This is a genomic window from Fictibacillus sp. FJAT-27399 (assembly GCF_001510655.1).
Taxonomy (GTDB): Bacteria; Bacillota; Bacilli; order Bacillales; family Fictibacillaceae; genus Fictibacillus_C; species Fictibacillus_C marinisediminis.
In genome coordinates, this window is sequence record NZ_LMVC01000005.1 from 204,037 (window position 1) to 216,045 (window position 12,009).

General features: G+C 43.3%; 13 protein-coding genes. 2 read left to right on the forward strand and 11 right to left on the reverse strand.

Going from position 1 to position 12,009, the window contains the following annotated elements; translation table 11 throughout:
• Positions 1 to 6: 6 nt before the first annotated feature.
• The 8 genes from AR335_RS19085 to AR335_RS19115 form a co-directional block, all read right to left on the reverse strand.
• Positions 7 to 2,061 carry a BglG family transcription antiterminator gene (locus AR335_RS19085; RefSeq protein ID WP_062238828.1) on the reverse strand — a complete coding sequence of 685 codons (2,055 nt, stop codon included), beginning with the start codon at positions 2,059 to 2,061 and terminating at the stop codon, positions 7 to 9.
• Between the two features lie 193 nt (positions 2,062 to 2,254).
• The gene (locus AR335_RS24455) at positions 2,255 to 2,440 is read right to left on the reverse strand and encodes a hypothetical protein (protein WP_156419099.1); all 186 of its coding nucleotides are present in this window, start codon (positions 2,438 to 2,440) and stop codon (positions 2,255 to 2,257) included.
• 53 nt (positions 2,441 to 2,493) lie between these two features.
• Positions 2,494 to 2,673 (reverse strand): hypothetical protein, encoded by a 180-nt coding sequence (locus AR335_RS19090; RefSeq protein ID WP_062238830.1) that lies wholly within the window; start codon positions 2,671 to 2,673, stop codon positions 2,494 to 2,496.
• A gap of 20 nt (positions 2,674 to 2,693) precedes the next feature.
• Positions 2,694 to 3,659: a PDR/VanB family oxidoreductase gene (locus AR335_RS19095; protein ID WP_062238832.1), complete on the reverse strand. Its 966-nt coding sequence runs from the start codon at positions 3,657 to 3,659 to the stop codon at positions 2,694 to 2,696.
• A 16-nt stretch (positions 3,660 to 3,675) separates the two neighbouring features.
• Complete coding sequence (locus tag AR335_RS19100; protein WP_062238834.1) at positions 3,676 to 4,137, reverse strand: hypothetical protein; 462 nt, start codon at positions 4,135 to 4,137, stop codon at positions 3,676 to 3,678.
• Complete coding sequence (locus AR335_RS19105; RefSeq protein ID WP_062238836.1) at positions 4,134 to 5,087, reverse strand: heme-dependent oxidative N-demethylase family protein; 954 nt, start codon at positions 5,085 to 5,087, stop codon at positions 4,134 to 4,136. Before AR335_RS19105 ends, AR335_RS19100 begins: the two co-directional genes overlap by 4 nt.
• A 310-nt stretch (positions 5,088 to 5,397) precedes the next feature.
• Positions 5,398 to 6,576 carry a toxic anion resistance protein gene (locus AR335_RS19110; RefSeq protein WP_062238839.1) on the reverse strand — a complete coding sequence of 393 codons (1,179 nt, stop codon included), beginning with the start codon at positions 6,574 to 6,576 and terminating at the stop codon, positions 5,398 to 5,400.
• The gene (locus tag AR335_RS19115; protein WP_062238841.1) at positions 6,566 to 7,228 is read right to left on the reverse strand and encodes a 5-bromo-4-chloroindolyl phosphate hydrolysis family protein; all 663 of its coding nucleotides are present in this window, start codon (positions 7,226 to 7,228) and stop codon (positions 6,566 to 6,568) included. Before AR335_RS19115 ends, AR335_RS19110 begins: the two co-directional genes overlap by 11 nt.
• A gap of 207 nt (positions 7,229 to 7,435) precedes the next feature.
• Here AR335_RS19115 and AR335_RS19120 point away from each other — a divergent pair, with 207 nt between their 5' ends.
• Positions 7,436 to 7,969 (forward strand): GNAT family N-acetyltransferase, encoded by a 534-nt coding sequence (locus tag AR335_RS19120; RefSeq protein ID WP_062238843.1) that lies wholly within the window; start codon positions 7,436 to 7,438, stop codon positions 7,967 to 7,969.
• Positions 7,970 to 8,224: 255 nt separating this feature from the next.
• Positions 8,225 to 9,019, forward strand: a complete 795-nt coding sequence (locus AR335_RS19125) for a peptidoglycan-binding protein (RefSeq protein WP_062238845.1) — start codon at positions 8,225 to 8,227, stop codon at positions 9,017 to 9,019.
• Between the two features lie 244 nt (positions 9,020 to 9,263).
• On the opposite strand, the gene AR335_RS19130 is transcribed toward AR335_RS19125, so the two are convergent.
• The 3 genes from AR335_RS19130 to AR335_RS19140 all read right to left on the reverse strand — a co-directional run bounded on the left by AR335_RS19130 (position 9,264) and on the right by AR335_RS19140 (position 11,982).
• A complete protein-coding gene (locus AR335_RS19130; RefSeq protein ID WP_234293355.1) occupies positions 9,264 to 10,205 on the reverse strand; it encodes a transporter substrate-binding domain-containing protein in 942 nt (313 codons plus the stop codon).
• Positions 10,206 to 10,394: 189 nt separating this feature from the next.
• Entirely contained in the window at positions 10,395 to 11,264 is an 870-nt protein-coding gene (locus AR335_RS19135) for an SPL family radical SAM protein (protein WP_062238847.1), read from the reverse strand.
• A 25-nt stretch (positions 11,265 to 11,289) separates the two neighbouring features.
• Positions 11,290 to 11,982 (reverse strand): pseudouridine synthase, encoded by a 693-nt coding sequence (locus tag AR335_RS19140; RefSeq protein ID WP_062238849.1) that lies wholly within the window; start codon positions 11,980 to 11,982, stop codon positions 11,290 to 11,292.
• Positions 11,983 to 12,009: the final 27 nt, after the last annotated feature.

A 12,009-nucleotide genomic window follows, 5' to 3' on the forward strand; every position in this document is an offset into this window, starting at 1 on the left:
CTTCAACTAAACTGCTTTGGAATACTCTTGTATTAATTCCATGATTTCTTCAACACTCTTCATCGTTTTCAATCGTTTTACATTGTCTTTATTGCTCAAAAGCTTAGTAAGCTGTGCTAGAGCCTGCAGATGGGTCGTATTATCGATCGCAGCTATACAGAATAATAAGGACACTGGATGCTTGTCATCGTTTAAAAAGTAAACCGGATGTTCCAGCTTCAAAAAACTCATACCCACCTGATTGACTCCCATTTCCGGACGTGCATGGGGTATTGCAATTTCCTGACCCAAAATGACATAAGGCCCCATTGTGTATACATTCTCTATCATGGCATCGATGTATGAAGACTCAATCGCCCCTTTCGAGAGCAGCGGCTGGGCTGCTTCTTTTATCGCTTCCTCCCAGTCTGGAAGCTGTTCAGCAAATTGAATGGTTTCACTTGTAATCAAATCACTTAGCACTGGTCTGTTCCTCCTGTTTACGTTGGTCCTTTTTTGAAACATGAATTGGCTTAAAGCCTGCTTCAACCCGTCCTTATCAATAAAATTAACGTAACCTTCCATGATCTTGAGTATTTCCTTTGTTGTAACAGGTTCGTATTGTGTTCCAAATAAAAACTGATAAACCTCGTTGAGAAGCGTACTTTTTTCAACAGGTGTCATTATCGGTTTCACCAGAAAATAACGTTTCTTTGTGTGAAGCTGTACAGTCGAGAAAACAAGATCAAAATTGGAGAGCTGGCAATGCTTAAACTCTTGCAATGACATAGTACGGTCAATCGTAATCTCTGAAAACAAGGATTCGAGCTGATGCTTTACCATCAGCGAAGAGCTGATTCCGCTTGGACAAACTACCAAAGCTCTCTTTTTCCTTGCCGCAATTTGCTTTGGTTTTTCAAGCAAAGCTCCAAAATGGATGGTAATAAACCCTACTTCTTCTTCCGGTACAGAAATATTAAGAAGCACTTCCACGGGTTCAAGCAGTTCTTTTACAATGGTGTAAAGTTCCTTATGTTCTTCCCGGATCTGTTCAAGCAAAGGATTATGAATGGGTATTCGGTACTTCATCCGGTAATAAGCTGGTTTAAGGTGCTGATACAGTGTTTCCACGACTTTATTCTTTTCTTCAAATGAGATACAGGCCTTGGATTCAAATTCTGTTACAAGCCTTTCACATATTCGCAGCAGCAGATCGTAATCATCCTGGATAACCGATGCATTCCCCAACGAAAGGCCCAATAGCTGAATGACAAGGTAAGCAATTTCTGATTCAACGGTATCCAGCTCTAAAAGGTGAATCATTTGTTTAGCTGTTTCTATTAAATGGTCTTGTTTCAGAATCTCAATTTCATCAGGATGAAGACGGACAACCTTTTTTTCCAGAAGCCGTATATAATAGAACTGAAGAAAATGAGCAAACTGGTGCAGCCGTTCTTCCACAAATTGAAGATTAGAATCCCTTTCAAGCGACTGAAGAAGAGTGATCATATGATCAGTTTTAAGCTCATAACCTGCTTTTTTCACAAGATAATCAATTATTTTTTTCCCTGACGGCTTCTGAAAAAGTTTTGTTAAATGATTCATTAATAGAACCCTTTTATCAAGCTCGGTTCCTTTTAAGTGGTATCCCCGTTCCCTTGTGTAATGTATTTTCACAAGAAACGGACTAATCATTTCATTGGCCTTTTTCACATCAGCTATCACTGTGTTTTTACTTACTTTTAGGAGAGACATAAGATGGGCTGACGAGATATACTCTTTTCTGATAAATAAGAATAGGAAAATGGAATAAAGCCTTTCTTCTTCCGTAAATATAAAAGACTCTCCCGTTAACTTTGTGCCTGCATAATCAATCACCCGTTCCGGAACCTCAATCCATGTTCTTCGTTTATAAGCAATAGAAGGAAGACTCCGATCCTTCAGCCATTCATTAATTTTTTCAAGATCATACGTTATCTGCCGCTTGGTCAAATTTGTCTGATCCATGAGCTGTGACATTGTTGGTTTATTTAGTCCAGAAAGCTGGTTTAACAATAAGGCCGGCCGTTCTTCCAGTTGCACGTCATCATCCCTCCTGTTTCAATCATATTTTAAAGCGCTTACATTTTGGATACTTATTGATTACAAATAGTGTTATATTCAACTTACAAAATTGTGACGAGATATGATTATGTCTTAGTACAGGCATTTTAAAAGGCTGTAAAACTAAAGTAAATAAAATAAAGGGGCTGTCCAGAAAGTCGAAAATTGACCTTCAGCAGCTCCTTTTTGGCTTGAAATCTTCAATGAAAAGTTGATTGAAGTGGAAGGTGCGAGACTCCTGCGGGACTAGCGGGACAGGTGAGACTCCCGCCGGTGCTTGCACCAAAAAGTAGGCGTTCACGCCGGTAAGGCTCACCGCACGCCCCGCGGAAAGCGAGCAGCCTGGAACGGAAATCAACAGCTTACAGACTTCTTGGACAGCCCCCTTATAAATTATTGAGATTACTTCTATCATTTCTCAAATCGTAAGTTAAGGAAAAGGAGAATCATAATAAATGCCAGAGCAACAAGCAGTTTTTGAGCGTTCGTCAACTTTTTAAACCAATCGTACCGTTTCGCTTCATCTTTATAGATCCAATAATCAATGGATGTCATGACGATCACGCCCAAACTGATTCCGAAAACAGCCACTCGAATTACTCTCTTTTTTGTTACTCGATCTCTAACACCAGCTCACGTGATTTTGCCCTCGATACACATGCTAAGATTGTATCATTCGTACCCTTCTCCTCTTCTGTCAGAAAAGAGTCGCAATGATCAACCTCCCCCTTTTTAACTTTAATCTCACACGTACCACAGCGTCCTGCCCGGCAAGAATACGGAGTATTAATTCCATTCTCATGAAGAGCATCAAGCAAGGTCTGGTTTTCCGCTACCTGCAGGATCGTTCCGTTAGTCAATTTTACGTAAAAAGCGTTTTGAACATTTGATTTAAGAGGGGTAAACCGTTCAACATGAATATTGGAAGATGGATAGCCTAATTGTGCTGCTGCATCAGTGAATTCAGTAATAAAAGAATCCGGTCCACAAAAGTACACATGGGTTCCGATAGGATGCTGAGCGAGAGTATCTGTAGTCAGCCTTTCTCCCAACGGTTCACGGGAAAAATAGAAGCGGCACTGTTCAGGATAAGTTTTTTTCAGGAAAGAATAAAACGCGCAGGTGTCTTTAGTCTTGGCGGTATAGTGCAATACGAAGGGAACATTTTCCCCTTTCAATTCTTCCATCATGCTTAAAAAGGGAGTAATTCCGATCCCTGCAGCATAAAACACATGACGCTTTGCTTTAAAGCTCAAAGGAAAATGATTTTTCGGGTAACTGATGTACAGCATGTCTCCTTCTATTACTCCATGGTGCATAAAAGCGGAGCCGCCATTTGAATCTTCGTTAAGCGCCACAGCAATCTCATAATGTCCTCTTTTGCGTGTATGTCCGGTTAAAGAATAGTGGCGATGTATTGCTCCTTTCTCTGTTTCTATAAAAATACCGATATGCGAACCTCCGCTATATGGCGGAAGCGGCCGGCCGTCAAGCGAAGCCAGCTCAAAACGTTTCACTTTCGGAGCTTCTTTATGGATAGCTGTTACCGTAACAGGAAGCAGGTTTTCTTGCAGCATCACCGTTCATCTCCAATTAAATTTTGGCTACATAGCCTAAATACGCATTTCTTAATGATGAATAATGATCACTTACTGAAAGAAGTAAGGCGCATTGGCAGCATGTGATCTCCATCCCATCCTGAAGTGTCTCAGAATGGGTCACTTTCAGCTCAGTCAGTCCGTGGCAGCGGCAGCAGAACACATGAATGACGCGGTCACCATGGCCGATGAATTGCACCTCTTCCTCAGAGAGGAAGCCGATATCTTCGGTGATGTTTTTAAGTCTCTGAATCTCTGGCCATGCTGCCGAAACATAAAGATAGCATCCCATTTTCTGTTGGCTCAGCCAGCTGCGGACTTTTACCTCATCAGTGATCTCCATTCGTTCAAAAGGTGTTTTTTGTTCCATGATTTTTTGGGTGATTGGCTGCAGCAATCTGATTCCATATGTATCTCCGCAAATAAGGTATTTTCGCTTTCCCGGCACAAACTTCATGTAGGATTCCTGCTTTTTAGCTTCTCTTCCAGATAGGCTAGAAGCTGCTTTTTATAGAGGGAGATTCCTTTATAATCCTCAATATGTTCGGGGAGTTCTTTTATAATCTGATAAAATTGCTGAAGCCAGACTGTGTTGTCAGTAAAGTCTTCCATGGCCAATAAATGAGTATGAATCGTGAACAAAATTCCGTTGCTTTGCGGCAATCGAAAAAGCTTCTGGACTTCCACTCGCAAATGAACGAGCTCGCCTGCATTTTCTTCTGGTACATTTTTTCGTTCTTTCCCCCATTCATGAAACGTTTCCAATGACGTATCGAGCCTGTTCCCCGCCATTAAAGACCAATTCAGCCGCTCCCAAGGGGCTCCTGCCTCCAGCCTCTTTAAAAACCGCAAAATGCGGCCGTCCAGCCCCTCCTCTTTAAACCCTGGTATCGGATGATGGATCTCTTTAAATTCCATGCCAAGGTTAAACGCCAGCGACCAATTGGCTGGAAAGCAGAGCTGCCCCGCATCCAAATACAGATTCCCATCCCTCTCCATCATGAGAATGAGATCTTCCTGGACATGCCTGCCGATAAAGTCTAAAGGCTCAATCGGAATCGTCGTTTCATCGCCATAGGTAAAATGAGAGGTCTCTCCAAGGATCTTATTTACAAAAGTCCATTGATCCCCTTTTTTTTGAAGCGCAAACTGATCGGGGTAATAGGTTACTAGGTTTTCAGTTACCAGGTCTACGATCTCCCACTGGCTCTTTAACGTGTGAGAAAGGGATTGAAAGCAGCGTTCAGGATGATGGGTTAGCAGGTCTCGCTTTAGTTGGACCTCTTCTGTATAACGTGGAGTAATTTCTATACTGGATGGCCGAGTCATGGAGACGGAGTTGTTGGAATAGCGGTATTGATCGCCCTTAAACGGATAAGGAAAAGAATTCAGTTCACGTGTCAGCATATTAACCTCCTCACTTAACAGAATATTCTTTCTCTTTATTTTATAGAAAAGTGTGGAAAAACTGAAGAGTGAATTGTAAAAGACCATACCTTTGTGAGCTTTTACCTGGCTTGGCGTGATAGTTGTGCTGCTTTTTGGAATCCTGCTCGACAATGGATACCATGGCTTCTCCTGAAACAACGGCGTCAGTTCCCAGGCGTTCGGGTGCCAATGCGGTTCACGCATTCCATGGATAAAAAGGGGATTCCACAAAGATGTATGCACATTAAAAAAGACCGCACCACCTCGTGTGGTACAGCCTTTTAATCCGTTATTGCCCCTTAATCTCAAGCAGTTTCTGCCTCAGCCCTGTTTCCATCTGAGCAAGTTCGTTCTCGGCCAAACGGCGTTTATGGCGGCCTTCCTCCTGGATCCGCAAAGTCTCCTCCAGGGTAGTCAGCAAGTTTTCCTGCGTCTTCTTAAGCGTTTCAATATCAATCAATCCTCGCTCATTTTCCTTCGCCGTTTCAATTGTATTTGCTTTAAGCATCTCGGCGTTTTTCAATAAAAGCTCATTTGTCGTTTTGGAGACCTGTTTCTGCGCCTCTACCGCACTTCGTTGGCGAAGCAAGGTAAGTGCGATCGCCACTTGGTTTTTCCAAAGCGGAATGGCAGTCATGATGGAGGACTGGATTTTTTCCACGAGTGCCTGATTCGTGTTTTGAATCAGACGGATCTGCGGTGCGCTTTGAATGGTGATTTCCCGGCTCAATTTTAAATCGTGAAGGCGTTTGTCCAGCCGGTCGGCAAACTGCACCATATCGTTAACTTCCTGATATTTCATCTGGTCGTTTGTTGTCTCTGCTTCTTTACGGAGCGCCGGAATGATTTTTCCGTTTAAATCCTCCAGCTTCAGTTCACCTGCAGCAATGTAAACGTTCAATGCCTGAAAATATTCTTTGTTGTGCTCATACAATTTTTCAAGCATGACGATGTCGGCGAGCAGCACATTCTTGCTGCTGTCGAGTTTGACGCTGATCCGGTCAATCTGCGAGCCAGTCTTTTGATACTTGGAAAGCACCTCTTGAACAGAACCGGAAACCTTGCCAAACATGCGGCCAATCAAGGACGGCTTGTTCGACTGCAGCTCATCAGGGTTTACATGGCTGAGCTTTTTCATCAAGTCATGTATGATTTCTCCGACTTGCCCGACATCCTGCTTTTTCACTTGATCCAGCATCGTGTTGGAAAATGAGAGTAATTTAGACTGTGCTGGTGTTCCGTATGTAATCATCGCCTGGTGGTTCTTCGGATCGATCTGTTCGGCCAGCTGGTAGGCTTTTGCCTTGTTTTCCTCTGGCAGAACATCAATCAGCCTCTTCTGCTTTACTTGTTCTTCTGTCTTCAGCTCCTGAACGTTTTCAGCGCCTCCGAACGGATCGGAGAGCAAGTCATTCATAATATCCAATTTATCGTCATGATTATAGAGAGGGGACGTATTATCGCTCATTATAATCTCCTGCTTTCGTTTCTAATTTTGAATCTTTCAAGGTTTTTATAGAATGCTTGGCCACATCCAGCTCGAATTTCAGCTGATCCACATCATCCGAGATCATATGGTAAAGGTCCTCTTCAATGTATTCGGTAAGTTCCTTCAACGTCCTTCTTGTTTCCGAAAGAGAATCCTGAATCTCCCAGCTTTTCTTGGGCTGTCCTGATAAGAATGCATATTTTTCCGTCAGCTCGACGGCAGAATCCAAATGCGAAAAGTAAAAACGCTCTGCTTGAAAAAAACGCCTTGGCTCCCTTTTCGTCATGTTGTATATTTTTCTTGTGATCTTCGTCAGTTCCATCCTCTGTTTAAAGGTTGGAATGTCGCGAATGGAAAACATCGATTTCTGCAGTCTGTAAATCTTTGGCTTTGCTTCATTTAAATTTTTCTTGATATATTTAAATTCGCTGCGAGTCAGCTTATATTTTTTCAGCATGCGGTAATTCCAGAGCATCGCTGTCATCGTATAGCCGATCACCGCTCCCCCGGCCGCAAAACCGCTCGAGAGCAAGAAAGACTGATCGAAGGCAAAGAAGGACAGCAGCCAGACGATGACCATTGTATTGATCGTACTGAACACCTTGACGAATAAGGCTAAAAACCAGTTCATGTAAATCGACTCCTGACATCATGTCTTTTCTAATACTACGAAGAGAACAAACTTGAGTTTCACTTTTAGAAAAAATTTACTTTTCTCTATCTCTACCTTACATGATTATGGTGAACATCTCTATAGCCCCGTAAACGTAAAAAAACTAAGACTTAAGGCTTAGTTCGCGGTGCCAGGCACCGTTAAATAATTGTTGGAGGTTTGAACATGAAGAATTATGTAATGAAGAACGGTGATAAAGCTTTGATTCGCGAAGCTGTTCCAGCTGATGCACAGACCATCATTGATTTTTATAATGTGGTCGGGGGTGAGACAGATTTCCTCTCTTTTGGCGGTAACGAGTTTACTAGAAATGCCGATGAGTATGAAACATACATAGAGAGTATGGCTTCAGAAGAAAACTCCATCATGCTGCTTGCCACCCTGGGCGACGCTATCATCAGCATTGCCACGATTAACTCTTCACAAAAAGCACGGTCGAAACATAACGGCACACTGGGAATTGTTATCTCTCAAAACTATACCAGGATGGGTCTTGGAGAGAAAATGATGGTTGAGCTGATTGATTGGGCCAAGCATAACGGGACCATCAAGAGGATCAGCTTAGTGACCAGAGAAGACAATCACCGGGCCATCGCTTTATACAAGAAACTCGGTTTTGAAGTGGAAGGTTTAGTTCGAAACGACACGTATATAAACGGAGTCTATTACTCGACGGTGGTCATGGGATTATTGTTTTAAACACCTTTTTATCAAAATTACCAAAATCAGTATAATATGGTAGCGGGCTGATCCATTATAGGGTCAGTCTTTCTTATTTTGTCTCTAATAGACTAGATACCCCGCTGGAAATTTCCGCAAACAGCAGATTGGATTTTCTTGTAAGGTTCATAGGAAAATAGAAGCGTTTATTCAAGATTTCCCCCTATTTTGTCATTTCTTAGCGAAAAAACTAAAGGGTATACACGAATCAAAAATTTTAAGGGGGAAATCATTATGTTGAAAAAACTAATGGGATTGTTGATGATGGCAGTCCTCTGTACTGGCTTGTTTTTTCCTGGACACAGCAGCGCCGCTCTAGGCAGTCAAATGCTTTCTACAGGCTCAAGCAACAGTGACGTGAAACAATTGCAGGAATACTTGATGACAAAGGGCGTTTTTCCATATCATACGGCTACTGGCTACTATGGTCCGATCACGAAAGGCGCAGTTGAACGTTTTCAAGAGCAGTCTCGTTTAAAAGTTGATGGTGTTGCTGGATCAGCGACCATCAGTAAAATTAAAGTATTGCGCAGCGGTGATATGGGGAAACCCGTTATTGAATTACAGCGTTTATTGAAAGAGTGGAATACATACGATTCAACGGTTGATGGCATTTACGGTGACAGCACGGTTTCGGCTGTGGCTTCATTTCAAAAAAATCAGGGCATCACATCTGACGGCATCGCAGGACCTAAGACGTTCTCAAAGCTTCGCCAAAAGAGCCCTTCCTACTCCACACGAAGCTTCACGGTAAACAGCTCTGCCTATACTGCAGATTGTGACGGCTGTTCCGGCAAAACAAGAATGGGCATTGATCTGCAAAAATACAATGACGGCAAGGTAGTTGCAGTGGATCCAGATGTTATTCCGCTTGGTTCAAAAGTAGTGGTTGAAGGCTACGGCACAGCCATTGCTGCGGACACTGGCGGCGGAATCAACGGAAAGATGATTGATGTGTTCATTCCAGACCATGGTGATGCAATCAATTGGGGACGCAAAGACGTAAAAGTAACAGTTTACGAGAAATAATCTGTTAAATGATAATCCTGGGATATCCGTTTGGATACCCAGGATTATTTTTATATATTTAGCTGTTATGAGATTGGCGCGCATTTTGTGGAGATTGGTGCGTATTTTCCGGAGACTGGCGCGTATTTTTCAGAGACTGGCGCGTATTTCTTAAAATTCTCCCTGAATTGCCCGTATCTCTGCTTGTACCACATAAAAAGGAGGCCAAAAGTCTCCTCGGGCCTCCTTTTACATCCTTCTTTAGCTATTTGTTGTAGATATATTTGTCTTTTAACCGGTTAAACTCACCTTGAAGCTCCATTTCATCCATCCAGAGGTTGACCCAGTTTTCAAAGACTGAATCGCCTCTAGGGATCAAGTATCCTTTTTGGCTTTTCGTAAAGGTGTTATCAGTCAGCGCAGCGTAAAGTCTTTGATCCCTGCTTGCATAGTACATCGCTTCGGTACTGTCAGTAATCATGACGTCTACTTTGCCCTCTGCCACCATATGCGGAATCTCAAGATTGTTTTCTACTACTACCACTTTCGCCTGTTTAATGTTGGCGTCCACAAACTTCTGATTCGTTCCTCCAGGATTTACGCCAATCGTAACACCCGGCTGGTCAATCGCTTGAAGACTAGTGTATTTTTCCTTATCCACCGCACGAATTAAGGGTGCCTTCCCTTCATTCATATAAGGACTGGTTAATTGAGCCGTCTTTTGGCGTTCCGTATTGCGGCTGATTCCGCCTACCGCAATATCAAACTTGTCGTCGAGCAAGTCATTCATCAATGTGGGCCAAGAGGTTTTTACAAATTTGACCTTTACTCCAAGGTCCTTGGCCATTAATTCTGCAGCTTCTATATCGTATCCCTCAAACTTATTCGTTTCTTTATTGTAAAAGGTAAACGGCTTATAGTCCCCTGTCGTACCCACCCGGATTACCCCTTTTCTTATGATGCGGTCAAGCCTTGAAGAAACCGTATAATGATGTCTTTCTTTATGCAGCTCAGATCCAGTGGCTTGTGCCAGCTCTTCTGCAGACACATAGGGCTTTCCATTAACCTCCATCGAACTCAGTTGGCTTCCGTTCCATTCCACTTCACCCGAACTCTTAGTGGCCGAGGTAAAACTCATACCACCCAAAAAAACAAAAGCTAGAATACCCAAAACTGCCAGCCACTTTAGGACCATTGTCTTTCGCATATGCCTTCCTCCATTCTATTAGATATATCCATTATTCATAGAGCGGGATGGTAAGTACATATATTTTCTGAAAATTACATAAAATAGGTTCGTTAGTCTGGATAGGAAAGTCCTAGTGTCACTAAAAGCCCGAAAGCGGCGAACATCCTCATAAAAAAAAGACCGGTCTGTCCGACCAGTCTTTCACAATTAAAAAAATGTTAAATTCTCTCCGACCGCAGGTTTTCGATCTGGATCAACCGGTGTAAAGCCATCCTTTGAAAGCATCACTTCCACCTCATTACCGATCTGTTTTTTCATCATGTTCAAAACCACTTTATAGGCCGTTGGATTGTACCACTTTTCCATGCCGGTCTCTTTGTAGATTTCATAAATGCCAAGGCGTTCGGTGCGCTTTCCCCCGCTTCCGTCCCCCATCCAAAAATCATCGATCGTTATCCGGTCAGCAATCGGAAGCAGCTTTTGCGGAAATTCCCTCGAACAAGGCAAAAGCGGTGAAATACTGGCCTGAGTAGTAATGCCGGCTTCCCTTATTTCCTTCAACGCGTTCAAACGTGCCGGAATGGGCGGAGCGGTTGGGGCGAATGCTTTGCGGATATCTTCCTTGTCGGTCTCGATTGTCATCGACACCCTGACTTTATCCCCAAACTTTTTTAATAAGTCGATGTCACGTTTCACTAACGGCGAGCGCGTTTGAACATGAAGAAAATCCGGCGGAACTTCCAGCATAACCTCCAACAGGCTGCGCGTCAGCTTCGTTTCGTGTTCGAGTGGCTGATACGGATCTGTGGAAGACGCCATAAAGATTGTTACGGGACCTTTGTTTCTCGCCTTTAAAAGATCACGCCTCAGCAGTTCGGCAGCATTGCTCTTAATATCGACCCAAGTGCCCCACTCCTCTTCACGGTAAAGAGAAATCGGAAGCTGCCTAACGTAACAGTAGGAACAGGCGAAGGTACAGCCGGCATACGGATTCAGCGAATGGGAAAAATCATCAAGCTGTCCAACACCTGGCGTCAATATGCTTTTAGATATGATGTCCTTCAGCTGGGCCTTCATCCTGCATTCCTCCTTCCATTTCAGCTTACATTCCGAGTAATCCTTTAAGCGTTCCAACTTCTTCAGCCGTTAATTCACGCCATTCGCCTCTGGGAAGTTCACCGAGTTCAATATTCATGATCCGAATCCGTTCGAGCTTCGTGACCGTATAGCCAAACGCCCGGCACATTCTGCGGATTTGGCGGTTCAGTCCCTGCTTAAGAATGATACGGAACTCATCATCGCTTACTGGTTTGACCACACAGGGCTTGGTCATAGCTTCAGGAATCTGTACTCCCCTCGACATGTTTTCGATAAATTGTTTGCTGTAGGTCTTATCAAGTGTTACTAAGTATTCCTTTTCATGTCCGTGATCAGAATTGGAGATTGCATTTGCCAGTTCCCCGTCATTCGTCATTAAAATCAAGCCCTCTGAAGCCTTGTCCAAACGGCCGACTGGGAAAATCCGTTCAGGATAACTTACAAAATCTATGATATTTCCTTCAATATGTGGAGCGGCCGTGCACGTGATGCCGGCCGGTTTATTCAATGCAATGTATATCGAGTGTACCTTATTTTCAATAGGTTTCCCATCAATCAGCACGATGTCGTCCGGACTCACCAATTGGCCCGCTTCACATACTGCTCCATTGACGGTAATCCTTCCCGCTTTTATAAGCCTGTCCGTCTCCCGCCTTGAAACAGCGCCTGTTTCACTGATGTATTTGTTAATTCTCATGGTCTGCCCGCTTTCTGTTTATGTCTG

What these genes read in the sequence shown, in the direction of transcription:
- AR335_RS19095 (WP_062238832.1), bottom strand. Translation starts at nt 3,659, where the DNA reads ATGCTGCAAGAAAACCTGCTTCCTGTTACGGTAACAGCTATCCATAAA.
- AR335_RS19100 (WP_062238834.1), bottom strand. Translation starts at nt 4,137, where the DNA reads ATGAAGTTTGTGCCGGGAAAGCGAAAATACCTTATTTGCGGAGATACA.
- AR335_RS19105 (WP_062238836.1), bottom strand. Translation starts at nt 5,087, where the DNA reads ATGCTGACACGTGAACTGAATTCTTTTCCTTATCCGTTTAAGGGCGAT.
- AR335_RS19110 (WP_062238839.1), bottom strand. Translation starts at nt 6,576, where the DNA reads ATGAGCGATAATACGTCCCCTCTCTATAATCATGACGATAAATTGGAT.
- AR335_RS19115 (WP_062238841.1), bottom strand. Translation starts at nt 7,228, where the DNA reads ATGAACTGGTTTTTAGCCTTATTCGTCAAGGTGTTCAGTACGATCAAT.
- AR335_RS19120 (WP_062238843.1), top strand. Translation starts at nt 7,436, where the DNA reads ATGAAGAATTATGTAATGAAGAACGGTGATAAAGCTTTGATTCGCGAA.
- AR335_RS19125 (WP_062238845.1), top strand. Translation starts at nt 8,225, where the DNA reads ATGTTGAAAAAACTAATGGGATTGTTGATGATGGCAGTCCTCTGTACT.
- AR335_RS19130 (WP_234293355.1), bottom strand. Translation starts at nt 10,205, where the DNA reads ATGCGAAAGACAATGGTCCTAAAGTGGCTGGCAGTTTTGGGTATTCTA.
- AR335_RS19135 (WP_062238847.1), bottom strand. Translation starts at nt 11,264, where the DNA reads ATGAAGGCCCAGCTGAAGGACATCATATCTAAAAGCATATTGACGCCA.
- AR335_RS19140 (WP_062238849.1), bottom strand. Translation starts at nt 11,982, where the DNA reads ATGAGAATTAACAAATACATCAGTGAAACAGGCGCTGTTTCAAGGCGG.